This window comes from Paractinoplanes atraurantiacus, from assembly GCF_900215205.1.
GTDB lineage: Bacteria > Actinomycetota > Actinomycetes > Mycobacteriales > Micromonosporaceae > Actinoplanes > Actinoplanes atraurantiacus.
The window spans coordinates 224,917-249,998 of record NZ_OBDY01000006.1 but is presented as its reverse complement, the minus strand read 5'-3'; the positions used below and the strand labels follow the sequence as shown (position 1 = coordinate 249,998).

Genomic DNA, 25,082 nt, shown 5'->3' with positions numbered 1-25,082 from the left:
GGGCGTGCGGGGATAGGCGGACAGGAAGGGGGCAGTAGGCTTCAGGACAGTAGTCAGGTTTCCGCACAGCAGGAGGCTGCACGGGTGGCCAGTGTCGCCGAGGTCAAAGCGGCTGTCGATGCCGCACTTCAGCAGGTGACCGAAGGGCAGGCGGCGATACAGGCGGCCCGGGAGAAGATCGGCGAGGCCCAGCAGAGCCTCGCCGCCGCCCTCGACGGCAGCGGCAACGACGCGGTCGGCGCGGCTCACGCGTCCCTGTCGCAGGCCGACCAGTCGCTCGAGGAGTGCCTGGGCGCCACACTGCTCGCGGTGGAGCAGGCGCAGACCTACACGGCGATGCTCTGACGCGATGTCGCTGATCCAGGAGCTCGGCGCCCGGCTTCGGGCCACCTCGGACGAGTTGCCCACCGGTCAGGTGACCGTGGCGATGGAGAAGCTGCGCAGCGCGACCGAGATCCTCATGTGGGTGCGCGAGCAGTCGGTCGACCCGATCGGCGTGCCGCAGTTGTCCAACGCCACCGAGGCGGCCGAGCGGGCCGCCGCCGCGCTGCGCCTCGCGCAGGACGCCATCGCGCAGTATCTGGCGTCGATCGGCCTGAGTGGTGACGCGAGCGCTCCGCCCGACCGGGACTGGAAGGCCGGCCTGGAGCAGCGCGGGGAGAGCGCACCGGCCGGCGAGAGCCCGGAGAAGCCCGAGCAGCTCGGGCCGTGGTGGCAGCAGCGGGTGACGCAGTTGACGGGTGAGCCCGCTCCCTCGTCTTCCTCGGACAACTCTGACAAACCGGACACGGCCGAACTTCTGCGGCGGGTGGCCAGCGGCGTCCGGGCCGGCGACCGCGCCCGCCTCGGCCGCGACCTGCACAGCGTGAACGCCTCGACCGGGCTCGCGCTGTCCGCTGTCACCTCGCCCGTGCTGCACCGGCTCGCGGGCGACCTGCTCGGGCACGAACCGCGCCCGGAGGACGTGCCGCGGCTGCGCTCGGCCGCCGAGGGCCGCGTCAAGTCGCTGCTGCCGGGCACCTCCCCGGCCGTGCTCGAGACGCTGATCGCGCGCATCTGCCGGGTGCCGACCGAGCGCGGCCAGCGGCCGCCCGGTCACCCGGCCGACAACGCGGTGACCGCCAGCGTGCTCACCGGCGTCCTGCTGGCCCGGCTGGGCCGCGACGCGGGCACGCTCGACCCGTCGGCGCCGGACCCGGTGCGCCGCCCGGCCGAGGCCGCCGAAGCCGGATGATGTCCACCTCCGACTCCTACGAGAACGCGTTGAGCCATGGCTGAGTCGACCGCACAGCAGGTGATGGAGATCCGGGCCGGGCTGTCGCACGCGCTCGGCGCGGCCGCGATCGCCCTCGACCGGGCGCGGGGCGCGCACGCGGCGGCCGTCGAGCGAAGACGGCGGGTCGAGGCGGCGGCCGAAGCCCGCCTGCGCAAGATCGACAGTGCCCGCGACAACCGGCTGGCCGAGATCGACGAACAACACCGGACCGACCTTGCGGCGTACGCGGGGGCGGCCGCGGCCGCCGCCGACCGGGCCGCGCCCGGCGCCGCGGGCGACCCGTGGGACGACTGGCAGGCGACCCCGCTCGACCGGGCCGCCGAGCTGCGCGTGGGCCGCCTGCTGCTGCCGCATCCGGAAGAGGTGCCGGCGCTGGTGCCGCTGCTCGACCGCGGCCACGTGGTGGTCCGCGGCGACCGGACCCTGGGCGACGAGGTGGTGGCCGGCCTGCTGCTGCGGGCGCTCGGCACCGCGGCGCCCGGCCGGGTGCAGCTGATCGGCTACGACCCCGAGCACCTGGGCGGCGGGCTGGCCCGGTTCGCGCCGCTCGCGCCGGCCGGCGTGCTCACCTTCGTCGGGCCGGGCGGGCTGCCGGCGCTGCTCGACGACCTGACCGCCCACGTCCGGCGGATCAACGAGACCGTGCTGGCCGGCGAGTACACGTCGCTGCGCGAGCTGAACGCGGCCACCCACCGGCGGCCCGAGCCGTGGCGGGTGGCCGTGCTGCTCGGCGCGGGCGAGCTGAGCCGGCCCGAGCAGGCCCAGCTGCAGCGGCTGCTGCGCACCGGGGCGGCCTGTGGCGTCCACCTGGTGATTCAGGGGTTGCCGGTGCAGGCGGCCGACGGGATCGAGTTCATCACCGCGGCGAGCGGCGACCACGCGCGTGTCAGCAGTGCCGGTGCTCTGCCCGTACGGCTCGATGGTGGTCCTCCGCAAGCAGTCGTGGCAGCGACCTGCCGCCGGATCGCCGAGGCCGTGGAAGCCGGCCCCGCGCCCGTGGCACTGGACAGCCTGCTGCCGCAGGAGGAATGGAAGCAGAGCGCGGCGACCGGGTTGAGCGCACCCTTGGGTGACAGCCCGCAGGGCGTGCCGGTGCAGGTGACGCTGGCCGACTATCCGCCGCACGCGCTCATCGCCGGGCCCTCGGGCACCGGCAAGACCAACCTGATCTACGCCTGGATGGGCGCCCTGGCCGCCCGCTACTCCCCCGCCGAGCTCGCCTTCTACCTGCTCGACTTCAAGGAGGGCGTCTCGTTCGCCCGGTTCGCGCCCGGCCGGCGCGACCCGAGCTGGCTGCCGCACGTCCGGCTGGTCGGTCTCAACGTCAACACCGACCGCGAGTTCGGGCTGGCCCTGCTGCGCTTCCTCGGCGAGGAGCTGCGGCGCCGGGCCGACGCGGCCAAGAGGTACGAGGTGACCAACCTGGCCGAGCTGCGCGCCGAGGACCCCGAAGGCAGCTGGCCGCGCATCGTGGCCGTGGTCGACGAGTTCCAGGTGCTGCTCTCCGGCCGCGACGCGGTGGCCGCCGAGGCGGTCGACCTGCTCGAAGACCTGGCCCGGCGCGGCCGTTCCCAGGGCATCCACCTGATCCTGGCCTCGCAGGACGTCAGCGGCATCGAGGCGCTGTGGGGACGCCCGGCCCTGGTCGCCCAGTTCTCGCTGCGCATCGCCCTGCCCCGCGCCCGGCGCATCCTGGCCGAGACGAACACGGCGGCCGAGTCGCTGCCGCGCTACCACGCGGTGGTCAACGCCGACTCGGGCGCGCTCGAAGCCAACAAGGTGGTGCGGGTGCCGGCGGCCGGCGACCGCGAACGGTGGAACGCGCTGCAACACCGCCTGTGGCGCAAGCGGCCGCCCGAGCTGGGGCCGCCCCGCCTGTTCGACGGCGACGTGGTGCCGCGGCTCGCCGACAGCCCCGACTTCCGGAGGCTGGCCCCGGCCGAGCAGGTGGCGGCGCCGATGGTGCTGCTGGGCGAGACGATCGACGTGGCGGCCCGCTCGGCGAGGACCGTGCTGCGCCGCGCGCCCGGCCGCAACCTGGCCGTGCTCGGCACCCGCATGGACGAGGCGTGCGCGATCCTGGCCACGGCGGCCAGGTCGCTGGCGGCACAGTTCCCGCCCGACGGGGCCCGCTTCTCGATCCTGTGCCTCGACCAGGATGCGCGGGCGGCCGCGGCGGCGCTCTGTGCCGAGCTGCCGGAGTGCGGCTCGTTCGACGCGGACAGCGCGGACTGGCTCCTGGAGGACGTGGCGGCCGAGGCTTCCGCGTCCTTCCCCTCCGACCGGCCGCACTTCCTGGTCATCTACGCGGCCGACGCGCTGCCGGGCGGCAAGGAGACGGCCGAGCAGCTCCGCACGATCCTGCGCCAGGGACCGGAACGCCGCCTGCACGTGCTCGGCTGGTGGCGGGGCGCGGCCCTGCTGCGCGACGCGCTCGGCGGGCAGGCGTCCCGAACCGACCCGATCGGCGCGTGGGTGGCCCTGGACGTGCACGGCAGCGAGCTCGCGCCGTTCTACCCGGGTGCGCGCGCGCCGGCCTGGTACCCGCGCCCGTGGCGGGCCCTGCACTTCGACCGCTCGGTGCACCGTGGCGCCGAGGTGATCATCCCCTATGGAGCCGGGTCATGACACAGGGCGGCGGCCTGCAGCCGGCCGACTTCGAGACAGCCGACTACCGCAGCGTGCTGCGCCGGCTGACCACCCTCGACGACGAGGCGGCCACGATGAGGGCCGAGGCGGCGCACTGGCACGAGGAGAGGGTCGCGGCGGCCGAGGAGGCGATCCGGGCGGCCGACGAGGCCGTGCTGTCGACATCTCACGAGGTGGCCCAGGCGCAGCGGGCCTTGGAGGCGGCGGACGCCCGGGCGGCCGGCCTGTGGTCGGAGTACGTCCACAAGGTGGGCCCGGTGGCCGAACGCTACGGCCGCACGGTCCCGACGGCGGCGATACCGAGGCAGCGCTCCGACCGCGACGCCGACGACTACTTCGACGAGGTAGCCAACAAGGTCAAATACACGGCCCCGGCCCGCCCGATCACGAGCGGCGTCAAACTGCTCTTCGGTGTCTTCGGCTTCCTGGGCGGCGTCATCGGCGTGATCCTCCACCAGGTCCTGCGCGACAACGGCGGCTCGGCCACCGGCACATGGAAGGACGCCCTCCCGGTGGTGGCCCTCCTGGTCCTGCTGGCCTGCCCGGTCCTGGCCGTCGTCGCCGCCAAACGCGTGGCCGACCGGCGGGGCGCCGCCCTGGACACCTCAACAGTCGTCACAGTCCTGATCACCGGCTTGGTGACAGCCGGCATCCTCCTGACCGCCGTCCGAGCGGCAGCCGCCTAACCGCTGAAGGGCCGCAGGTTGATGAAATCGGCGAGGTCCTCGGGATTACGGTGCGCGTCATACTCGCGCAGCATGCCGATATAGCCGACTTTATCCACTTTCCAGTCGTACTTCATGAGCTGCCCGTCTGCTGTGCCCTCGGAAAGCTGGGCGGCAACGAACACGAGGTCGGCGAACAGGCGGGTCGAGCGGCCGTCGCCATCGGCGAAGGGGTGAATCCGGACCATCTCGGCGTGCGTCGCGATGCCCAACTGGCGAGGGTTCCAGTCGTCGGTGTGGCCCCACCGGTATTTGACGTTCTCCAACCCGCTGCGCAGTTCGACCGCGATCAGCCAGGGATCGATGCCGATATTGAGCTCGTGCTTGCGGATGATTCCGCCCCACGACCAGATGTCCGCGTAAAGCCACCGGTGCAGCTGACGCAGAAAGTGATCACTAAGCAGGTCCGGCACGGTCAGCTCGCCGCCGAGAATCTCCAGGTGCAGTTCCTCGCCGACCTGGTCCTGAACGGCCTGTTCCAGGTCGTACACGGCCGCCTTGCTGATCGGTTCGTCGAAGAAATGACGGATCTGAGGCAGAAGCGCCCCGACCTCGTCGTCGGGAACCAGCGTTTCGCCGTAACCCGGTGTCACCACTGTCAGGCGGCCTTTGACCTGTTCTTCAGGAATTCCTCGACCCTGGCCGAGCGTACGAATCCCTCCGGAACCTCACGGCCCTCCAGTCGAGCCGACGCCCGCGTCGACTCGGAGACGGCGCGTTTGATGTCTTCCCTGGTGATAGCGCGAGGCTCCATCGGTGCGCCCTCCTAGCTCTTGCTCCACGCCTATATTAGCGGGCCAAGTGGAGGCGCAGGACTGTGCCGCCGCCGGGGGCGTCGTCGATGGTGATGCGGCCGTTGTAGCGTTCGGCTATGCGCAGGCAGGTGGACAGGCCGATGCCGTGGCCCTTGCGGGAGGTGGGGTCCACCTGGGCGAACATGTCGAAGACGCGGTCACGCTGATCGGATGGGATGCCCAGGCCGTTGTCGGTGACGGTGATCTCCCAGCCGGCGGTTTCGAGGTGGCCGGCCACCTGGACGTGAGGGGCGCGGTCGGGGTGGCGGTACTTGATGGCGTTGTCGATCAGGTTCTGGAGGAGCTGGCGCAGCAGGGTGGGGTCGCCGGTGACCGTGGGCAGTTCCTTGTGGACGGTCACTGTGGCGCCGGTGCTCTCGATCAAGGTGCGCAGGTCGGTTCTCACGTGGGCCAGCACGTCCTGCAGGTCGACCGGTTCGGTGGCGGCCGGGGCGTGGCCCGCCCGGGCGTACGAGAGCAGGGCCTGGACCAGCTGTTGCATGCGGTCGGTGGCGGCCACGGCGCCGGACATCCACTTGCGGGCGCGGTCGTCCATCACGTCGCCGTACGTCTCGTTGAGCATCTCCAGGTAGCCCCGGGCGCCGGCCAGCGGGCGTACGAGATCATGGCTGACCGCCGCGGCGAAACCCTCCAGCTCGTCGTTCGAGCGTTGCAGCTCGGTGACCAGATCCTGGATCTGGCGCAGGTGGTCGCGTTCCTTGGTGACGTCGGTGAGGGCGACGACCGCGCCGATGCGCTCCCCGTTGTCGGCGATCATGCTGCGGGCGCTGGCCGTCAGCGTGAGCAGGGCGTCGTCGGCGGTGCGCAGGACCAGCTCCTCGTTGTCGACGTTGATGTCCTCGCGCAGGGCCCGGAACAGCGGGGCGCTCTCCTGCGGCACCTCGGTGACGCCATCCGGCCGGAGCAGTTCGAGACGGCCGGCGATCTCGGCCAGATCGCCGGCGCCGCTCTCCAGGGCGCCGCCCCACCGGCGTACGGACCGGTTGAGAATCGTCAGTTGACCTTGTTCGTCGGCCGCGACGATGCCGACGTCGACGGTGTCGACCAGAGTCTCGGCGAACTTGCGGCTGCGCTCGGCGGTGATCGCCATCTCGGCGGCCAGACGGCCCTGGCGGCGGCGCTCGAACAGGCCGACCAGCACGTCGGCCAGGTCGGTGAGGCGCTCGATCTGGCGTGGGGACAGCTCCTTGACCACGTCGTCGAAGACGCAGAGCGTGCCCAGGGCGTACCCGTTGGGGGCGATCAACGGGGCCGACGCGTAGAAGCGCACGTTGGCCATCCGGCCGTCGACCCACGGGTTGGCGGCGTACAGCGGATGCTCGCGGGCGTCCGGCACGTGCACGAAGTTGCCCTGGCGCAGCTGGATGTCGCACATCGAGTCGGAGCGCGCCGAGTTGCCGCCCTCGAAGCCGACGGTGGTCAGCTGGCACTGCCGGTGCTCGTCGATCAGGTTGAGGGTCGCCGTCGGCACGTCGGCCACCATCGCGGCCACCCGCACCACGGCCGAGAGCTCATCGTCGGCCGGCGCGTCGAGCAGACGGTACTCGTGCAGCGCCGCCAGCCGGCGCCGCTCCAGTTCTCCAGGGTCGAGCACACTGGCCGTCACCTTCTCTCCGATCGGCAGCCGCGCCCGATCGCTTAGCGGCCTCTTGAGACCGAACGGCGCAGCCGGGCAGGATACGGACATGCCGGCGCTGGAAGCCGCCACGTTCGTTCTGGGCACCGCGGTCGCCAAGACCGCGTGCGGGCTCTGGGCCGGCGAGAACAAGCTGCTCAACGAGATCGGCAACAGCGCCGTCGACCGGGTGGCGGCGGCCCTGACCGGGGGCAAGCAGCAGCGGCAGTTCGCCCGCATCTGGGAGGAGGCGGCCGAGGCGGTGTCCGACCGCCTCGAAACGTGGATCACCACCGAGTTCCGGACGGTCGAGCCCGCCGAACGGGAGGCGGCGGTCCTGGCCGTGCGGGACACGTTCGAGCAGGCCGCGCTGTCCGAGGCGGACCTCTTCAAAAGCGATCTCGACGCCGGATATCTGGGCCGGTACCTGCGCTCGCAGTCATCCGACCGGGCGGAGAGGGCCGGGCTCTCCGACGACGGGACCAGGCTGTACGACCTGCTGCTGCGCGAGTCCGCGGCCTACACGATCGAGATCGCCCGGACGTTGCCGGCCGCGAGCGTGAACGCGCTCACCGAGCTTCTCGCCCGCAGCCGCCAGATCATCGGCGATCTGGAGGCGGTGCTCGACCGTCTCCCCCCGGCTGCGGGTCGGCGCCGACTTCGAACGTGACTACCGCCAGCTGGTCGCCAACCTCCTGGACAGAATTGAGTTGTACGGGGCCACGGTCTCCGATTCGAGCCGCGCCTACCCGCTGTCGGTGGCCTATCTGAGCCTGCACGCGAGCCAGGCCACCGGCGACGACCGTCTGGTCAGCGTGGAGGAACTGGCCGGCACCAGTGACCGCATCTTCATCCGGGGCCAGGCCGGCCTGGGCAAGACCACGCTGCTGCAGTGGATCGCCGTCAACAGCGCGCGCCGAACCTTTCCGGACCATCTGAGCAGCTGGAATGCGACGGTGCCGTTTTTCGTCCCGCTGAGGCGCTTCGCCATCGGCCCTCTTCCGGCACCCGAAGACTTCGTCAACGAGGTGGGCCGGCACATCGCCGAGGAGATGCCGGCCGGCTGGGTCCACGAGCAGCTGCGTTCGGGCAGTGGGGTAGTTCTGGTGGACGGGATCGACGAGCTTCCGGACGACCGCCGCCCCCACGCCCGCCGATGGATCTCCCAGCTGATCGCCGCCTTCCCGCGAGCGAGATACGTGGTCACCTCCCGGCCCGGCGCGGTACCGGCGGAGTGGCTCGGCGACGACGACTTCCGCGTCGTGGAGCTGGCCCCGATGGATCGCCAATCCGTGACGGTGTTCGTGGAGCGCTGGCACCGGGCGATGCTCGAACAGGCCCGCACGCTCGAACAGCGCGAGTCGATCCTCGACTACCAGCGGCGGCTCCTCCGGGCGATTGACCGCAACCGCCACCTGCGGCAGATCGTTGCCTATCCCTTGCTGTGCGCGCTGACATGCGCCCTCCACAAAGATCGCCGCGGTCAGCTGCCGAGCAGCCGGATGGAGCTGTATGAGGTAGCGCTGCACATGCTCCTGGAGAGGCGCGACGAGGAGCGGCAGATCAAAGCCCTCAATACGTTGAGCCGCACGGAGAAGATGCTGCTCCTCCAGGATCTCGCCTACTGGCTGATGCGCAACGGGCAGTCCGACGCGGCCACGGAAGAGGCATTGGAGCGAATCGCGCTCAAACTCCGCAAAATGCCGCACGTCGCGCTCGACGAGCACGCGACTTATCAGGTCCTGCTGGAAAGAAGCGGCCTGATCCGCGAGCCCACCCACCACCGCATGGACTTCATTCACCGCACATTCCAGGAGTACCTTGCGGCCAAGGAGGCCGTGGGCGAGGGTGACCTGGGATTTCTCGTGCTGCGCGCCGATCAGGACCAGTGGCACGAGACGATCGTGATGGCGGCCGGGCACACGAAAGCAAAGGGCAGCAAGACCCTGATCGAGGGCTTGCTCGGCAAGGCCGACAAATCGACGAATAATACCCAACGCGCCATCATGCAACTTCTTGCCCTTGCCTGTTTGGAAACGTCGGCGGAGTGCCCGCAAGATACTCAAGCGGCAGTTCTGGAGGTGACGAAAAATCTTCTACCTCCAGAGGACGCGCTCTATGCCGACATGTTGGCGCAGGCCGGCTCGTTGTCCCTCGATCTCCTCATGAAGTCCAATCCGGGAAGCGAGCGTCAAATATCGCTGACGATCTCCGCGATCGGCAAGATCGGCGACCCGGTGGCCATAGACTTCCTGGCACAGTACGCGGGCAGCAAGTCACGAACAGTACGCGAGGCTCTCGTCAGCGCATGGCAGTACTTCGATCCAGCCGTTTATGCGGCGCGAGTTCTGCACGAAGTGCAGTTCGAACCATCCGAATACGTCATCATTCCGGACCTCAACATGCTCGGCTTTCTGCATCTGCTGAAGAATATCCGCCACATCAAGATGCGGTCGGCTCCCGACTCACCACCCGTCGATTTGTCGTTTGCGCGCGACAACTCCGGACTCACGGGGATTCACGTCGGATCTTGCATCGACCTGTCGCCGCTGGCGGGAAGCACCGTCACCCAACTCACCATATCGAGTCAAGCCGACCTCGAATTGGATCTCCGCCCGCTCGCCGATATGCCGGAACTCCACTCGCTGACGATCAGCGGGAAGAATCTGAAGAATGCCAGGAACCTCACCGGGCTGGGTAAGCTTCGAGCGCTCAGCGGACCGATTCGGCTGATCTCACAGTTCGCGCAGGCGCCGTCCGCGCCCCCGATCACCCGTCTGGTCGTCTCGGACCTCAACCAGCGCGACTCCCTCGAGTTTCTGAGCAGATGGACGGATTCGGTCAACCACGTCGACCTGATCGGCGACTGCCCGGACGATCTGACGCTCCTGACCCACATGAAGCACCTTTCCCGCCTGGCCTTCATCGGCAGCAACAAGCCTGTCGACAACACCGCGATCAGCCAATTGGTCACACTCAATCGAATTCAGATCGGATGCCCGCCGGACATCATCAACAGTGCTCTGCCGTCTCTGGCAGGTCTCGAGAACCTTCGCTTCATAGACCTCATTTCGTTCAAGGAGGGCACCATTGACCTGTCTCCCCTAGCAGGTTTGGAAGGGCTGTCGATCACGCTCAGCCTCGGCAACCACAGCGAGCTCAAGGGTGCCGACGGGGTCAGCGGGTTAACAGTCAGCGGCGGCCGCCGGCCGGGCAAAGAGGGCTTTCTCAGAAGGCTTTGGAAAGGGTGATGACCGCGGGGCCGACGACCACGATGAAGATGGCGGGGAACATGCAGAACATGACCGGGAACAGGAGCTTTACGGGGACCTTCTGGGCCATCTCCTCTGCCCGCTGGCGGCGGCGCATGCGCTGGTCGGCGGCGTGTTCGCGGAGGATGCCGGCTACCGAGATGCCCAGTTCGCCGGCCTGGATCAAGGCGGTCATCAAGCGCTTGAGGTCTCGCACGGTCGTGCGGGAAGCCAGCGAGCGCAGCGCCTCCGTGCGGGCCACGCCCAGGCGCATCTCCTGCAATACCCGGTTCAGCTCGTCGGCCATCGGGCCTGTTGTCGCGCTTGCCACCTGGTCCATCGCCGAGTCCAGGCCCAAGCCCGCCTCGACGCCGATGACCATCGCGTCCATCACGTCCGGCAGCGAATACGTGATCTTCTCCTGGCGTTTGATGCCGGCGTTGTAGACCAGCAGCTGGGGCAGGAGGAAGCCGGCGACCAGGCCGGCCGGGATGCCGATCAGCACCGAGTCGGTGTCCTCGGTCCAGCCGTACGCGAAGAAGGCTCCCACCCCCGCACCGACCACCGCCCCGAACGGCCGGGCCCTCATCACCCGGGCCAGCGGCCACGCCGCCGGGTTGCCCGCGTAGTCGAGCAGGCGGCTCAGCCTCTCCCGGTCGGCGGCGGGGGTGAGCAGCTCGGCCAGCCGGTCCAGGCCGGCGATGACCAGCGAGCGCAGCCTGCTCTGCAACGCGCTGCCCGTGTCCCGCCGCATCTCCGGGCCGGTGCCGAACGCCGCCAGGGCCCGCAGAATCCGTTCGAAGCGGGGCGGCGGCAGCAGGACCGCGACCGCGGCCAGCACGAACGCCAGCACGATTCCGGCGACCGCGGCGCCCAGCACGATGGTGGCCATCTTCTTACGCCTTCACCTGGACCACGATGCGCAGCCAGATCGCGCCGATGGTGAGCGCGACGACCCCGACCGCCAGCATCGCCCAGCCGAGCGGCTCCGTGAACAGCGGGTTCAGATAGGCCGGGTTGGTCAGGTAGAGGATCAGGCCGGTGGCGATCGGCATGGCCGTCAGCACGTAGGCCGACATGCGGCCCTCGCCGGAGAGCGCCCGCACGTGCCGGCGCAGGTAGGAGCGTTCGCGCATGGTGTCGGCCGTCGTCTGCATGACGTCGACCAGGCTGCCGCCGACCTCCCGTTGCAGGCGCAGCGCCATGACCAGCCACAGCATCTCGTCGCTGCGGGTGCGCTCGCCGATGCGCTCCAGCGCGTCCTCGAAGCTGCCGCTGATCCGGGTCTCGGACAGGGCCCGGCGCAGTTCGGCCGCGACCGGGCCCTCGTCGTCCTTGACCGCGGCCTCGACCGACTGGTGCATGGTGAAACCCGAGCGCAGCGAGCTGATCATCAGTTGCAGGGCGCCGGGCAGCTCGTCGGCGAACACCTGCTCACGGCGGCGGATCCGGCTGCGCAGCAGCGCGTTCGATCCGAAGAAGCCGGCGGTCAGACCCAGCGGCAGGGCCACCGCAAAGGGCAGGAGGACGGTCAGCACCACCACCGTGAGCAGGCACGCGTAGAGCCGCACGGCCAGCCAGTCGGCGGGGCGGATGCTCGCGCCGAGCCGGTCGAGCAGCGGGGCGCTGCGCTCGGCCAGGGCGCTGAGCAGCTCGGAACGTTCCACCTTCCGGCCGGAGGCCTGGATCAGCCGTCGCCACCAGGCCTCCTTCACGGTTTCGCGCCGCACGGTGAAGTTCTGGAGTGTGGCGAGGCGCCGCTGGATCGGGGTGCGGCCGAAGGCCGCGGCCAGCACGGCGTACGCCAGCAGGAAGGTGGCCGCCGAGGCGGCACCCACCGCGATGACGAACGCCGGGATCACCGCGGGCGGCCCGAGAACATCGCCGGCGGCAGGGTCACGCCGTACCGGGTGATCGCGTCGGCGAACTGGGGGCGGATGCCGGTCGAGCGGAGGCCGCCGGCGGCGCCCGGTGTGTCGGAGCCGGCCGACGGGTCGTACAGGAAAAGGTCCTGAAGGGTGATGACCTCCGATTCCATGCCGACCACCTCGGTGATGTGGCTGATCTTGCGGGTGCCGTCCTTGTAGCGGCCGACCTGCAGGATCAGGTCGACGGCGGAGACGATCTGATCGCGGATGGCGCGGCTGGGCAGGTCGAGCCCGGCCATCAGCACCATCGTCTCGAGGCGGGACAGGGCGTCGCGCGGGGTGTTGGCGTGCAGCGTGGTCAGCGAGCCGTCGTGTCCGGTGTTCATGGCCTGGAGCATGTCGAGGGCGGCGCTGTCGCGGACCTCGCCGACGACGATCCGGTCGGGGCGCATCCGCAGCGCGTTGCGGACCAGGTCGCGGGTGGTGACCACGCCGCGGCCCTCGGAGTTGGCCGGGCGGGTCTCGAGGCGCACCACGTGTTCCTGGTCGAGCTGGAGCTCGGCCGCGTCCTCGATGGTGACGACGCGCTCGCCGACCGGGATGAAGCCGGAGAGGATGTTGAGGATCGTCGTCTTGCCGGAGCCGGTGCCGCCGCTGACCAGGATGTTGCGGCGGCCGCGGACGCAGACGTCGAGGAATTCCGCGGCGGGCCGGGTCAGGGTTCCGTACGACAGAAGGTCGCCGACGGTCAGCGGGACCGCGGAGAACTTGCGGATGGTCAGCGAGGAGCCGTCGATGGCGATCGGCGGGACGATCGCGTTGACCCGGCTGCCGTCGGGCAGGCGGGCGTCGACCATGGGACTGGCCTCGTCGACCCGGCGGCCGACCCGCGAGCAGATCCGGTCGATGATGCGGCGCAGGTGGGCCTCGTCGTCGAACTCGGCGCCGACCCGCTCGATGCGGCCGAACCGTTCCACGTAGACCGACTGCGGGCCGTTGACCATCACCTCGGTGACCGAGTGGTCGCGCAGCAGCGACTCGATGGGCCCGTGCCCGAGCACCTCGTCGACGACCTCGTTGACGATGCGCGCCCGGTCGGCGCCGGACAGCGGGGTCTCCTCGCGGGCCAGCAGGTCGTTCAGGGCCTCGCGGACCCGGGCGTCCAGCTCCTCGTTCCCCTCGCCGCGGCCGGACGCGTACAGGGACGGGCCCAGTTCGTCGGCCAGTTTGCGCTGGATGCGCTGGCGTACCTCGTAGACCTGGTCGTTGACCGGGCGGCCCGGACGGTGGCGCTCCTCGGCCGCGGGGGCCGGCGTCTTGTCGGCCGGGGTGTTGTTGCCGATGCGCGAGGACAGGCTCATGCCCTGGCCTTTCGGGACAGGAACCGGCGGCGGCGCACCGGCGCGGCCTCCACCCCGGCGCAACGGTCGGCCAGGGCGCGGATGGCCCGGCTCACCGGGTGCATGGGGTCGGTCTGGCAGAGCGGCTCGCCCGCGTTGACCGAGACGGTCACGTCGCGGCTGGAGGGCACCTGCACGGTGAACGGCATGCCGACCGCGAGCTCGACCTCGGCCGGGCTGAGACCGACCTGGGTGTTGGCCCGGTTGAAGACCAGCAGCCGTTTGTCCTGGGCGTAGTCGAGCAGGTCGAACATCTCGACGGTCAGCCGCACCGACTTCAGCGTGGGCAGGTCGGGCGTCACGATCGGCACGTACCAGTCGGTCATGTCGAGCGCGGCCAGCACCTGGTCGGTGACCACGGCCGGCGTGTCGACCACGATGAAGTCGTAGACGGGCCGGGCCGCGTCGAGCAGCTCGACGACGAACTCGCGGGTCACCTTCTCGCCCTCGGCCGGGCTGGGCGGCGCCAGCAGCGTGTCCAGGCCGGGTTTGTACGGGGTGACGATCGAGCGCAGGCCCGGCTCGTCGAGCCGGCCGGTCATGGTCACGCCGCCGGCGATGTTCCGCTCGGGCGAGAGCTTGAGCATGATGGCGATGTCGCCGAACTGGAGGTCGAGGTCGATCAGCAGCACCCGGCGGCCGCCGCCGGCGAGCGCCACGGCCAGGTTGGTGGCCAGCGTGCTGCGGCCGTTGCCGCCCTTTCCGGAGAAGAGCGTGATGACCCGGGCGTACGGGGCGACGTCGGCCGACGTGCGCAGCGTGGTGCTCAGCGCCTTCGACAGGTCGATCGAGCGGATGGTGGCGTCCTTGAGCCCCTGCTCGTCGTCCTCGGCCACGATCTCCCGCACGCCCGACTGCAGGCAACGCAGCACCACGCCCGGCTCCACCACCTTGCGAATCAGCACGACCCCGATGAGCGGGCGCTGGAGCCGCTGATACGCGGCGACCATCAGCGACTCCTCGAGGTCGACGGTCGCGCCCAGGATGATCAGGATGGTCTCCGGATAGCGCCGCAGGTGCGCCTCCAGCTCGGCCATGCCGTCGAGCATGGTGCAGCCGACCTCGCGGAAGGCCGGGCCGATCTGCGAGCGCCGCGCGTCGTCGGGTTCGACGTAGACGTAGAGGCTCACGGGAACAACCTGGAGATGTCGACGCCGGGGCCGGGCACGGCGGTCGCCTCGGGGCCGAGCATGGCGAGATAGAGCAGGCCGGTACGGGCGGCGTGCACCAGGCGCTGGGCGTCTTCCGAGTCGACGGCCAGCGTGGCCACGTACCGCACGTAGGTGGCCTGGGAGGAGCCGGCGACGGTCGCCGAGGCGGACGGCGAGACCGAGGCCGACGGCGCCGGTGTCGGTGTCGGCCCGGAGGTGATGGCGGGGGCGAGGGCCTCGCCGATCGAGATGACCACGGCCCGCGGCAGCAGCAGCCGGGTGGTCTGGTCCTCGGCGTTCTGGGCGGTGGCCGGGAAGGTTCCGTAGACGGCCACCCGGTCCCCCGCGATCAGGTTGCCGGCGACCTGGGTCGGGACACTGAGCTCCACGGTGACCGCGAGCATGCCCTTGGGGACCACGAAGCCGCGGCTCGACGCGGAGGCCGAGGGGGCGATCGACTGGAAGAGCGGGCGCATCAGAAGCTGCTTACGCTCGGCGGTGGCGGACAGGGTGAGCCGGTCGAGGTCGCTGGTCCAGCTGGTCAGGGTGCCTTCGGGGACGGTCCGGGCGGGCATCAGGACCCGCTCGGCCCAGCCTTTGGCCCTGATGTCGGCGCCCTTGGTCCCGGCCGGGATGCGCTGCTTGGCGACGAGCACCCACACCCCCTTCATGCCGTTGAGAGCCCGGCGGTCCGCGGAGTGCGCGTACGCCAGGATCGCCACCCCGCTGATACCGGCCAGCAGCAGCGCCGCGAGCAGAATCAGGACACGCCGTCGCATGTCTTCACAATCTCAGGTAAAGCTCACCCCGTACGGCCAATCACCTGGACTCCGTAGTCCGGTGAGGTGCCGAAGGTGGTCGGAAAGCTCTGAGTGATCACTGATTTGGTGAAGTAGCCGTAGATGCACAGTTGCAGGCCGCAGATCGTGGACTCCAGCGAGTTCAGGCCGGTGTCGACCAGCGACGACAGGGTGCCGGCCAGGCCCGAGATCAGCCCCTTGAAGCCGGTGATCACGAAGGGCGCGAAGCCGACGATGTGGAAGGCTGCCGGCAGCAGGTTGAGGGCGCCGATCATCTTGTCGAAGATCGGCACGAGCACGGCCTGGCCGCTCTGCACGAGGGCCTTCATCGCGTTGGTGCATTTGATCGCGCCGGCCAGGTCTAGCAGGCCGGTGTACATCCAGAGGTCGGTCGTGGCGCTCGGGGCGATGGTGGTGCGGCAGTTCGCGTCCGCCGACGGCGTCAGCCAGGCGTAGCCGCTCGGGTTCCCGGCCAGGGTGTCGGCCGGAGTGTTCTTGCAGACGGACAGGATGCCGTTGTTGACCGGGACCGCGTTGTTGCGCGGCGCTTCCAGGCCCAACAAGGGGAACAGGCCGGTGCCACCGAGCAGCGGGTCGAGGATCGGGAGCTGGAAGAACTCGGTGCCCTTCTTGGTGATCCGTTCCCAGTCGCACTTGGAGATGGTCAGCGCCAGCACGGTCGCGGAGGCCGGCACGCCCCAGGCCACCCGGGCGCAGGCGCCCACCTTCTTGCCCGTGTAGGAGCCGCCCACGAGCGTCTGGGCGAGCCGGGGCGGCACCAGCGTGGTGTTGTTCGGGTTGCGGGTCGACGTGCGCACCTCCACCTGGTGGTAGACGCCCGTCGTGGCCGGCTGGGGGCGACAGGTCGTGGTGGTGTTCCAGGTGGCGGGGCAGTTGGCGTTGTCGAGGCAGATCTGGGCGTCCGCGTAGCCGTCCTTGGCGTTCTTGACCGCGTACGCCCCGGCGTTGACGGTCTGCGCGGCGACCGTGCAGTCGTCCTTCTTCAGCACGCAGGCCTGCGCGACCTTCCAGGAGCCGGCGTCGGCGCCGCTCTGCAACTGCTCGCGCTCGGCGTACAGCAGGCCGATGTCGATGACGATGGCGCCCATGCCCAGCAGGATGCCCATGCTGAGGAAGAGGGCGACGACAACCGCGATGGCGCCCTGATCGCCGGGCTCGCCGTCGCGGGAGGCGCGCGGGATGAGTGAGGTCAGCCCATGCACGACATGACCCCGATGGCCTTGATGACCGGGCTGCCCGGGTTCTGGCTCGTGCCGCCGAACGTGACCATCAGCTTGAACAACGGGGTCACCGGCGCGAAGGTCCGCTGCACGGTGACCGACGAGTCGACGGCGCCGGTGCCGCAGACCGCGGGGCCGGCGGGATAGGTGAGCGCGACGCCCGTACCCACGATGCCCTGGATCTTGGCCTTGACCTCGGTGACCGAGCCGTTGAGCGCGCCCAGCCGGGCGCCCTCACGGGCGGCCTCGGTGAGCTGAATGTACTGCTGGAGGAAGCGCCCCATGTCGATGATCCCGAACAGGATCAGCAGGAGCAGCGGCAGGACGATCGCGAACTCGATCGCCGCGACACCGCGATCGCCGCGGGCGGGCCCGGAGGCCTGCCCGCGGCGGGAGGTCCGGCGATCGGTCAGATGGCGTTCATCAGCGTCTTGAACAGGGCGATGATGTCGTCGCGGAGCAGGCCCAGGGTCGCGACGAGGCCACCGGCGATCAGCGCGGCCAGGATCGAGTACTCGACGGCGGTCGCGCCCTCGTCCGACTTGTGGGCGGCGCGGACGTACGTGGCCAGCATCTTGAAGAATTCCACAGGTTCCCCCCGAGGTCAGCGGCCGCCGGTTCCGTCGGCCAGTTGCCATACACATCGGGCGGGCAAAGGTCTGCTTGAGCCGGGTCATGGTTGCCAGGTGGTCGCCGTCGGTTGCTATCGGGATCAGCGCGACGACGACGTCGAGCCCTGTGCCAGGACGGCGCGCAGCGTGCCGGCCAGCAGGTCCGCGGAGAAGGGCTTGGCCAGGAACGGCGAGCCGGCACGGATCATGCCCTTCTTGACGGCGATGTCCTCGGGGATGCCGGAGATGTAGACGATCTTCATCTCGGGCCGTACGGCCGCGGCCGAGCGGGACAGCTCACCGCCGGAGACGCCCGGCAGGCCCAGGTCGGTCAGGAGCACGTCGATCCGGCCGCTGTGCACGCGGCAGGTCATCATCGCGGTCACCGGATCCTTCGCGGCGAGCACGTCGAAGCCGCGCATCTCGAGCATCTGCGTGGTCATCTCACGCAGATCCTCGTCGTCCTCCACGAGAAGGACGACCGGTCCGGTCCGTTCCGTACGGTTCCACATCGAGATCCACGCTAGCGAGGACCCCGGGGGTCACGGGCCGGGTTCCGTGAAGAACCCGGCCGTTAATTCTCAGACATGGGGTACGACGAGGGCCTCGTTCAGCAGGCGCCGGGCCAGCACCAGCCGGTCCGCGCCGTCCTCCAGCGGAAGGTCGCCCACCCGGATCGGCTCGCCGCCGAGCGCCAGCCGCAGCGCGGGCTCGCAATAGGCGGGGAACCGCATCGTGCGGCCGATCAGCCGCAGCACCACGTGCTCGGCCCCGTCGCCGGCCAGCTGCCACCGCAATCCCTCGCGGGCGCGGATCTCGTCGCCCGGCCCGAGCCCGGCCGCGAAGTCGAGCTGGGCCAGCGGGCTGACCGGCTCGGGGCGGGCCGACGGCCAGTCCCGTGAGCGCAGCCGCTCGGCCACCCGTCCCGGCTCGACCGTGCTCAGCCAGTCGCGCAGGGCCTCGATCGTCTCGGTGAGCTCGGGCTCGATCGCCTCCGGGTCGGAGACGTCGACGCCGTACGGCAGGGTGGCCCGCAGGCGCGCGTCGTCCAGGGCGAGGCCGAGCAGTTCCTCCACCATGGCGTACCGGGTCATGGCCCGCACGCCGATGGTCAGATGCAGCGAGCGGGCGCCCTGCGCCTCGGCCGAGTGGAGCCAGCCGCGGGGCAGGTAGAGCGCGTCGCCCGGCTCGAGCAGGATGTCGAAGGCGGGCTCGCCCTCGGCGGTGGCGCCGACCTCGTCGGCCCGGCCGCCCCAGGCCTGCTTCTCCAGCGGATCGGCCAGCACCGGCTCGTGCAGCCGCCAGCGCTTGGTGCCGTCGACCTGCAGGACGAAGACGTCGTGGGTGTCGTAGTGGGTGCTGAAGCCCTGGCTCTGCGGCGGGGTCAGATAGGCGTTGACCTGCAGCGGGCGGCGCAGCTCGGCGCCGAGCCGGCGGCTGTAGTCGATCAGCGGCGGCCAGAGCCGGTGCAGGCCCTGCAGCACCAGGGTGGCGCCCTCGGCGTACAACCGCATGACCTTGTCGTCGATGACCTGGTCACCGATCTCGGCCCCGGCGCCGCCGCCGCCGGTGAACCGGCCGGCCGGGAGCACGGTGCCGCGCTGGGCGACTCGCAGGAAGGGGGTCCGCAGGCCGCGGCGCGAAAGCAGCTCGTCGACCGCGGCCGGGGAGAGCAGGTCGGCGAAGCCGTCGGGGCCGGCCAGTTCGGCCGCCCGGGAGAGCAGCGGCGCGCGGCCCCAGTAGCCGGCGGCGAACTTGCGCGGCTCGACCGCCACGGCGCGGGAGAGCGCCGGGCTTTCGCCCGGCGCGTCGATCGTCATCCCGTTGTTCCTGATCAGGCGGCGGAGCCGTCGGCGCCACCGTCGTGGCCGTCCGGGTTGGCGCCACCGTCGGCCGGGCCCTCGGCCGAGCCGTCCGCGCCGCCGTCGTGGCCGCCCGGGTTGGCGCCACCGTCCGCGGGGCCCTCGGCCGAGCCGTCCGCGCCACCGTCGTGGCCGCCCGGGTTGGCGCCACCGTCGGCCGGGCCCTCGCCCGCGTTCGAGCCCGAGGTGGTGGTGATGTCGTCGTCGCTGAGAGACATGAGAGCTCCTTGGGTTCCGTGTTGCGTGGGACCACGCCATACCCCGTGATCATCCCGTCTAACCCGGCTGAGATCGGGGTATCGCAGGTCACGTGATGCACATCGGGACGTCGGGCTGGCAGTACAAGGACTGGCGGGGCGGTCTCTACCCCACCGGGCTGCCGCAACGCCTGTGGCTGGAGCATTACGCCGCCCGTTTCCAGACCGTGGAGGTCAACAACGCCTTCTACCGACTGCCGGAGAAGACCACCTTCGAGTCGTGGCGGGAGAGGACACCGGACGACTTCTGCGTCGCGGTGAAGATGAGCCGCTATCTCACCCATATCAAGCGGCTCAAGGAGCCCGGGGAGCCGGTTGAGCGATTCATGTCCCGGGCCGGGGCGCTCGGCGACAAGCTCGGGCCGGTGTTGATCCAGTTACCGCCCACCCTGAAAGCCGACCTCCCGGCGCTGGACGAGACCCTTGGGCATTTTCCGGCAAATGTCCGAGTAGTCGTCGAACCGCGACACGACTCCTGGTTCACGTCTGATTTATGCGATTTATTACGAGAAAGGCGTGCGGCTCTGTGCTGGGCCGACCGCGGCAGCCGACCCATCACTCCCCTGTGGAAAACCACCGACTTCGTCTATCTGAGGCTGCACGAGGGCCGGGCCAAACCGTGGCCGCGATACGGCAAGACCTCGCTGCGGACGTGGGTGGAGCGGCTCTCCTCCGTACGGGAAAGCTATGTCTTCTTCAACAACGACCCCGGCGGAGCGGCGGTGATCGACGCGGCCGCCCTCGCCGCCGAGGCCGGCCGGCGTGGCCTTCGCCGCACCCGCACTCCCGAGATCAAGGCTCGCCCGTAGGCTTGCCGAGGTGCGCAATCTCGAGCTGAACGGCCACGTCCCCGACCTTGCCGAGACCCATCGACTGGCCACCGTCAACTACGGCCACTTCACCTCGATGCAGGTCCGGTCGCTCGGCGTGAAGGGCCTGGCGCTGCACATGGCCCGCCTGGCCGACGGCAACGAGGAGTTCTTCGGCTGGAAGATGGGCGTCGACGACGAGGCCCGGCTGGTCTCGCTCATCCACCACGCGCTCGGCGGTCACCGCGACGCCTCGGTCCGGGTCTCCTTCGTTCCCGGCCCCGGGGACAGCAGCCCGCCCGACGTCGTGATCGCGGTCAGCGACCCCAGGCCCTCGGAGCCGACAAGACCTTTGCGGGTACGCACGGACAGCCACCGCCGCGACTGGCCCGAGCAGAAACACTCGGCCACCATGGGCCTTTTCGTCGCCCGCCGCCAGGCCGTGCGGGACGGCTACGACGACGCCCTGTTCGTCGGCGACACCGGCCTGGTCAGCGAGGGCAGCACGTGGAACGTGGCCTTCCACGACGGCGAGCAGGTGATCTGGCCGCAGGCGCCGATGCTGCGCGGCACCACCATGGTCCTGCTCCAGATCGCCATGACCATGAACGGCGTCCCGTGGACGCTGCGCCCGGTCCCGCAGGCCGACCTGCCCGCCTTCACCGGCGCCGCCGCGGTCAACTCCACCTGCCCGGCCCAGCCGATCGCCTGGATCGACAACCAGGCCTACCCGTCGAGCGACCGCCTCACGGCCCTGCTGAGCGACACGTGGAAGTCGGTGCCCTACGACGAGCTGTGAAAGCCCGTCTTGTCGGCGTCGGTGATCTCCCGCAGCACCCGCGCCGGCACTCCCGCGGCGATCACGCCGGCCGGTATCGACCGGGTGACAACGCTGCCCGAGCCGACGATCGCGTCGTCGCCGATGGTCACGCCCTGGTTGATGGTGACCCCGCCGCCGACCCAGACGCGGTTGCCGATGGTGACCGGCTTGGCGTAGCAGCCGCCGGCCACCCGCTCCCCCGCGTCGATGGCGTGGTTGGAGGTGTAGATGCCGACCCGGGGCCCGAAGAGCACGTGATCGCCGATGGTGATGCCGCCGCCGTCGAGCATCACGCAGTCGAAGTTGGCGTAGAAGTGGTCGCCGACGCTGATGTGGAAACCGAACTCGCACCGGAACGTCGGCTCGAAATGGGCGCCCCGGCCGACTTTCTGCAGCAGGCGCCGCAGGATCGCTTCCCGCTCCTCCTGCGGCCGGCCGAAGCTCGCGTTGTACTCGTCGGTCAGCAGCACGGTTCGCTGCCGGGCCTCGACGAGCTCCGGGGTCAGGTCGTTGTACATCCGCCCGGAGAGCATCCGCTCCCGCTGCGCCTCAAGCGTCACCGCATGATCTTCTCACCCTCGGCCACGTCCTGGCCCTCGGCGGCCACCGGCTCGGCCCCGGTCTCGCCGGTGAGGTGCCGGTAGACGACGCCGGCGACCGCCGCGCCCAGCAGCGGCGCCAGCCAGAACAGCCACAGCTGGGCCAGGGCCCAGCCGCCGGCGATCAGGGCGGGCCCGGTCGAGCGGGCCGGGTTCACCGACGTGTTGGTGACCGGGATGCTGACCAGGTGGATGACGGTGAGCGCCAGCCCGATGGCGAGCGGCCCCAGCCCGGCCGGCGCCCGGCGGTCGGTGACACCCAGGATGATCAGCACGAAGACCAGGGTCAGCAGCGCCTCGATCAGAAAGGCGGCGCCGACGGTGTACTTGTCGGGCGAGTGCACGCCGTACCCGTTGGCGGCCAGCCCGTCGACGTCCAGGCGATAGCCGGGGCGGCCCTCGGCCACCGCGAAGAGCACGGCCGCCGCGGCGATGGCCGCCACGACCTGGGTGGCCATGTAAGGCAGGACGTCTCGCGACCTCGTACGGCGGCCGAGCCACAATCCGAGCGTCACGGCCGGATTGAAGTGGCCGCCGGAGAGGTGCCCGACCGCGTACGCCATGGTCACGACCGTCAGCCCGAAGGCCAGGGCCACGCCGACCATCCCGATGCCGGTGGGCGCGGCGGCGAAGGTCATCACCCCTCGCGGATGAGGTCGATCAAGGTGCTGGCGTTGCGCTGGGCGTAGTCGGAGTAGCAGTTGTTCATGAAGACCTGGGTCTGGTCGGCGCCGGCGGCCAGCTCTTTCAGGCGCGGCGCCCACGACTGGAGTTCCTTCTTCGAGTAGTCGTAGCCGAACTTCTCGTGGATGTCGCGGCTGGTCCACTTGTCGCTGTGGCCGTGGAAGCGGACCACCGCCAGGTCGGCCGTGGCCGCCATGATCGGCGGGATCGACGACTTGTGGCCCTGCGGCATGTCGACGCCGACGAAGGGCAGCTTGTGCGCGCGCAGGAAGTCCAGCGTCTCGTTCTGGTTGGCGCCCTCGAACCACGACGCGTTGCGGAACTCGAAGACCGGGCGCAGCGGCTTGCACCGCGACGCCACCTCGAGCAGATATTCCTTGTTGGACTTTTTGATCCCGAACCACGGCGGGAACTGGAAGAGCACCGCGCCCAGCTTCTTCGCCTCGACGAGCGGATCGAGAGCCGAGAGAAAACGGGACCAGATCTCCTCGTACGCCTGAGCGGGGAGATCGCCGGGATAGACGTTCTTCTTGTCCGTCTCCGGTCGCAGATCCTTGTAGATGGCCGACACCTTCGTCGGGTGGCCGGTCAGCATGCTGAAGGCCTTGATGTTGAAGGTGAACCCGTCCGGCGTGCGCTGCGCCCACAGCCGGGTCGTCTGCTCGGCCGGTGGCCCGTAGTAGGTCGAGTCGACCTCGACCACCGGAAACTGCTTCGCGTAGTACGCCAGCCTTTTCTCGGGGGTGTCCGCCGAGGCGGGATACCAGCCCGAGGCGAGCAGCGTCTTGTCCGTCCAGGACGCCGTGCCGACCTCGATCGTGCCCATGGGCTCAAGTTAGTCCCGATAGGCCGGGTCCGCCGCTCGAGAGCGACGGACCCGGGACGTTCGTGTGATCAGCCCGCGCGGCGCTCGCGGTTCTGCTTGCAGTGCACGCACGTGGTGGCCGACGGGAAGACCTCGAGCCGCTCCCAGGGGATCGGGTTCGAGCAGCCTTCACAGTTGCCGTACGTGCCGTCGTCCAGGCGCGCCATGGCGTGCTCGGCCTGGGTGCGCCGGTCGAGGAGGGTCCGCAGCAGGGACGTGGCGGCGTCGCGCTCGGCCGTCTTGGACCCGCTGTCGGCCTGGTCGTCGCCGGCGGCGTCGCCGATCTCGACCAGCCGCAGCTTCTGGTTCTCGGCCACCGCTTCCTCGTACTCGGCGTTGATGTCGTCGAACCGGCCGCGCAGGATGTTCCGGATCTGCTCGATCTCCTCCGGCGTACGCCCCACCTTGGCGGCACCCTTACCCGTGATAACCGCTCCATTGACGAGCATGCGCTCCCCTGCCCTTCCTCTGCCCCTACCGGCGGGTTCCCCCGGGGGACGACCCCATCGCACCGTGGTGCCGCCTGATACCCACCGCCGGAGATCCCAAACGGGGCCTCCGCTGAAAAAGTAACCGGAGCATAACTGTCAGTGGTCGGTCGCGCTACAGACTCGCTTCACCAACGTTCTTCGACGAGCGCGGGACGGCGGAGATCGTCCACCCGGACGACGATGTCGGCGAAGGAGGCGGGCGCGACCTCCTCGGCGTACCGCCGGAAGGCCGGCGCCGTCCAGCGTTCCGCTTCGGGCGTACGGCGCAGCAGCGCGCCCTCGGAGATCTCGAGGTGCACCGTCACGTCGAAGGCCAGGCCCCCGCCGAGCAGCAGCGGGCCACTGACCAGCACCACCGCGTTCTTTTCGAGCGAGACGTACGGGGACCGGGCGGCCCGGTCGGTCGCCGCGTTCCACAGTTTGGTCACCACCCGGCCCGACCCGCCGGGCCCCGCGGGGTCGAGAACCTCACGGGCGAGACCGGCCTCGTCGAACCAGCCGGCGTAGAAAGTGTCCGGATTGTCTCTTCCGAACTCCAGCCGGACCGAGGCGGGCCGCAGAAAGTCCGACGTGTCGATCCTCACCACCGGGCGGCCGCGCTCCCGAAGCGGGTCCACCAGGGAATCCGCCAGCTCGCCGGGCCCGGCCGCCGAGGGACCGTCCACCCCAACCCGGAGGTAACTGTCGGGTTCCCGACTCATCAGGAAATCGGCCAATTCATTCACGAGGTTGCCGGTCGAGACGGGTCGCACACGCACCCCGGGAAGGCTACCCGTGGGGCTGAACCGTCACCCGCGCGTCGTCGGCCAGACGGTAGCCCACCCCGTACACCGTGGTGATGACCGGAGCCGAACCGCCCAGCTTGAGCCGCAGCCGGCGCACGTGGACGTCGACCGTGCGCTCCCCGGTGTGGTCGTAGCCCCAGACGCCGGACAGGAGCTGGCCGCGGGTGAAGACGCGGCGTGGCCGCTCGGCCAGGAAGAGCAGCAGATCGAACTCGAGGCGGGTCAGCGGCAGCACCTCGCCGTCGAACAGCACCTGGCGGCTGCCGGTGAGCAGACGGATCTCCGGGCCCTCACCCTGATCGGCCACCGGCTCCGGCGGCGTCTCGACCGCGATGGTGCCCTGGTTGCCCTCGACCAGCTCGCGAACGGCCTCGATCAATTTGCGGGCCTGAGGGGTGAGCGTGTCGCCGGTGAGCGGGATCGCCAAGGTCAGCGTAAGAGCGGGCGGTCTTTCGATCGCATTGACCGGCATTTCTGTTTCAGCCCCCTGAAAACGCGAATACGACTG

At 70.1% G+C, this 25,082-nt stretch carries 27 protein-coding genes; 8 read left to right on the top strand and 19 right to left on the bottom strand.

Translation table 11 applies throughout. The features are described 5' to 3' along the window. The first annotated feature begins 84 nt into the window (after positions 1-84). The 4 genes from CRP55_RS17015 to CRP55_RS17000 are packed head-to-tail and all read left to right on the top strand — an operon-like array spanning position 85 to position 4,611. Complete coding sequence (locus CRP55_RS17015) at positions 85-345, top strand: hypothetical protein (protein WP_097321034.1); 261 nt, start codon at positions 85-87, stop codon at positions 343-345. A gap of 4 nt (positions 346-349) precedes the next feature. Then, positions 350-1,234, top strand: coding sequence for a hypothetical protein (locus CRP55_RS17010; RefSeq protein WP_097321033.1), 885 nt, complete (start codon positions 350-352; stop codon positions 1,232-1,234). Between the two features lie 36 nt (positions 1,235-1,270). After that, complete coding sequence (locus tag CRP55_RS17005) at positions 1,271-3,904, top strand: FtsK/SpoIIIE domain-containing protein (protein ID WP_097321032.1); 2,634 nt, start codon at positions 1,271-1,273, stop codon at positions 3,902-3,904. Beyond that, a complete protein-coding gene (locus tag CRP55_RS17000) occupies positions 3,901-4,611 on the top strand; it encodes a hypothetical protein (RefSeq protein ID WP_097321031.1) in 711 nt (236 codons plus the stop codon). Before CRP55_RS17005 ends, CRP55_RS17000 begins: the two co-directional genes overlap by 4 nt. On the opposite strand, the gene CRP55_RS16995 is transcribed toward CRP55_RS17000, so the two are convergent. After that, positions 4,608-5,243, bottom strand: coding sequence for a Fic family protein (locus CRP55_RS16995; RefSeq protein ID WP_218854579.1), 636 nt, complete (start codon positions 5,241-5,243; stop codon positions 4,608-4,610). The two genes, CRP55_RS17000 and CRP55_RS16995, sit on opposite strands and share 4 nt — an antisense overlap. A 196-nt stretch (positions 5,244-5,439) precedes the next feature. Then, positions 5,440-7,071 (bottom strand): sensor histidine kinase, encoded by a 1,632-nt coding sequence (locus tag CRP55_RS16990; protein ID WP_245923070.1) that lies wholly within the window; start codon positions 7,069-7,071, stop codon positions 5,440-5,442. A gap of 79 nt (positions 7,072-7,150) precedes the next feature. Here CRP55_RS16990 and CRP55_RS16985 point away from each other — a divergent pair, with 79 nt between their 5' ends. Further along, positions 7,151-7,750, top strand: coding sequence for an NACHT N-terminal Helical domain 1-containing protein (locus CRP55_RS16985; protein WP_097321029.1), 600 nt, complete (start codon positions 7,151-7,153; stop codon positions 7,748-7,750). Positions 7,751-7,838: 88 nt separating this feature from the next. Next, positions 7,839-10,331, top strand: a complete 2,493-nt coding sequence (locus tag CRP55_RS16980; protein WP_179855218.1) for an NACHT domain-containing protein — start codon at positions 7,839-7,841, stop codon at positions 10,329-10,331. On the opposite strand, the gene CRP55_RS16975 is transcribed toward CRP55_RS16980, so the two are convergent. The 11 genes from CRP55_RS16975 to CRP55_RS16925 all read right to left on the bottom strand — a co-directional run bounded on the left by CRP55_RS16975 (position 10,309) and on the right by CRP55_RS16925 (position 19,482). After that, complete coding sequence (locus tag CRP55_RS16975) at positions 10,309-11,223, bottom strand: type II secretion system F family protein (RefSeq protein ID WP_097321027.1); 915 nt, start codon at positions 11,221-11,223, stop codon at positions 10,309-10,311. The two genes, CRP55_RS16980 and CRP55_RS16975, sit on opposite strands and share 23 nt — an antisense overlap. Before the next feature lie 4 nt (positions 11,224-11,227). After that, a complete protein-coding gene (locus CRP55_RS16970; protein ID WP_097321026.1) occupies positions 11,228-12,193 on the bottom strand; it encodes a type II secretion system F family protein in 966 nt (321 codons plus the stop codon). Continuing rightward, positions 12,190-13,560: a TadA family conjugal transfer-associated ATPase gene (locus CRP55_RS16965; RefSeq protein ID WP_097321025.1), complete on the bottom strand. Its 1,371-nt coding sequence runs from the start codon at positions 13,558-13,560 to the stop codon at positions 12,190-12,192. Before CRP55_RS16965 ends, CRP55_RS16970 begins: the two co-directional genes overlap by 4 nt. Further along, positions 13,557-14,729, bottom strand: a complete 1,173-nt coding sequence (locus CRP55_RS16960) for a CpaE/TadZ family protein (protein ID WP_097321024.1) — start codon at positions 14,727-14,729, stop codon at positions 13,557-13,559. Before CRP55_RS16960 ends, CRP55_RS16965 begins: the two co-directional genes overlap by 4 nt. Continuing rightward, positions 14,726-15,529 (bottom strand): RcpC/CpaB family pilus assembly protein, encoded by an 804-nt coding sequence (locus tag CRP55_RS16955; protein ID WP_097321023.1) that lies wholly within the window; start codon positions 15,527-15,529, stop codon positions 14,726-14,728. The genes CRP55_RS16960 and CRP55_RS16955 overlap by 4 nt, the downstream gene beginning before the upstream one ends. A gap of 23 nt (positions 15,530-15,552) precedes the next feature. Then, on the bottom strand, positions 15,553-16,773 hold the full coding sequence (locus CRP55_RS16950) for a pilus assembly protein TadG-related protein (RefSeq protein ID WP_097321022.1): 1,221 nt from the start codon (positions 16,771-16,773) through the stop codon (positions 15,553-15,555). Further along, the gene (locus tag CRP55_RS16945; protein ID WP_281260792.1) at positions 16,761-17,132 is read right to left on the bottom strand and encodes a TadE/TadG family type IV pilus assembly protein; all 372 of its coding nucleotides are present in this window, start codon (positions 17,130-17,132) and stop codon (positions 16,761-16,763) included. The genes CRP55_RS16950 and CRP55_RS16945 overlap by 13 nt, the downstream gene beginning before the upstream one ends. A gap of 68 nt (positions 17,133-17,200) precedes the next feature. Beyond that, positions 17,201-17,380 carry a Flp family type IVb pilin gene (locus tag CRP55_RS16940; RefSeq protein WP_097321021.1) on the bottom strand — a complete coding sequence of 60 codons (180 nt, stop codon included), beginning with the start codon at positions 17,378-17,380 and terminating at the stop codon, positions 17,201-17,203. 123 nt (positions 17,381-17,503) lie between these two features. Further along, the gene (locus tag CRP55_RS16935; RefSeq protein ID WP_097321020.1) at positions 17,504-17,914 is read right to left on the bottom strand and encodes a response regulator; all 411 of its coding nucleotides are present in this window, start codon (positions 17,912-17,914) and stop codon (positions 17,504-17,506) included. Between the two features lie 69 nt (positions 17,915-17,983). Continuing rightward, positions 17,984-19,222, bottom strand: a complete 1,239-nt coding sequence (locus CRP55_RS16930) for a cupin domain-containing protein (protein ID WP_097321019.1) — start codon at positions 19,220-19,222, stop codon at positions 17,984-17,986. Positions 19,223-19,236: 14 nt separating this feature from the next. Further along, positions 19,237-19,482 carry a hypothetical protein gene (locus tag CRP55_RS16925; protein ID WP_097321018.1) on the bottom strand — a complete coding sequence of 82 codons (246 nt, stop codon included), beginning with the start codon at positions 19,480-19,482 and terminating at the stop codon, positions 19,237-19,239. Positions 19,483-19,577: 95 nt separating this feature from the next. Between CRP55_RS16925 and CRP55_RS16920 the strand changes: the two genes are divergently transcribed. Both CRP55_RS16920 and CRP55_RS16915 read left to right on the top strand, forming a co-directional pair. Beyond that, positions 19,578-20,330, top strand: a complete 753-nt coding sequence (locus CRP55_RS16920; RefSeq protein WP_097321017.1) for a DUF72 domain-containing protein — start codon at positions 19,578-19,580, stop codon at positions 20,328-20,330. A 10-nt stretch (positions 20,331-20,340) separates the two neighbouring features. Next, a complete protein-coding gene (locus tag CRP55_RS16915) occupies positions 20,341-21,129 on the top strand; it encodes an aminotransferase class IV (RefSeq protein ID WP_179855217.1) in 789 nt (262 codons plus the stop codon). Here CRP55_RS16915 and CRP55_RS16910 read toward each other — a convergent pair. From CRP55_RS16910 to CRP55_RS16885, 6 genes are all read right to left on the bottom strand, one after another. Next, positions 21,114-21,710, bottom strand: coding sequence for a sugar O-acetyltransferase (locus tag CRP55_RS16910; protein ID WP_097321015.1), 597 nt, complete (start codon positions 21,708-21,710; stop codon positions 21,114-21,116). The two genes, CRP55_RS16915 and CRP55_RS16910, sit on opposite strands and share 16 nt — an antisense overlap. After that, entirely contained in the window at positions 21,707-22,387 is a 681-nt protein-coding gene (gene aqpZ, locus CRP55_RS16905; RefSeq protein ID WP_097321014.1) for an aquaporin Z, read from the bottom strand. The genes CRP55_RS16910 and aqpZ overlap by 4 nt, the downstream gene beginning before the upstream one ends. After that, a complete protein-coding gene (locus tag CRP55_RS16900; protein WP_097321013.1) occupies positions 22,387-23,259 on the bottom strand; it encodes a DUF72 domain-containing protein in 873 nt (290 codons plus the stop codon). The genes aqpZ and CRP55_RS16900 overlap by 1 nt, the downstream gene beginning before the upstream one ends. A gap of 68 nt (positions 23,260-23,327) precedes the next feature. Further along, complete coding sequence (locus CRP55_RS16895; protein WP_097321012.1) at positions 23,328-23,747, bottom strand: TraR/DksA family transcriptional regulator; 420 nt, start codon at positions 23,745-23,747, stop codon at positions 23,328-23,330. Between the two features lie 167 nt (positions 23,748-23,914). Then, positions 23,915-24,547: a nucleoside/nucleotide kinase family protein gene (locus tag CRP55_RS16890; RefSeq protein ID WP_097321011.1), complete on the bottom strand. Its 633-nt coding sequence runs from the start codon at positions 24,545-24,547 to the stop codon at positions 23,915-23,917. A gap of 10 nt (positions 24,548-24,557) precedes the next feature. Then, the gene (locus CRP55_RS16885; RefSeq protein ID WP_438865799.1) at positions 24,558-25,007 is read right to left on the bottom strand and encodes a winged helix-turn-helix domain-containing protein; all 450 of its coding nucleotides are present in this window, start codon (positions 25,005-25,007) and stop codon (positions 24,558-24,560) included. Positions 25,008-25,082: the final 75 nt, after the last annotated feature.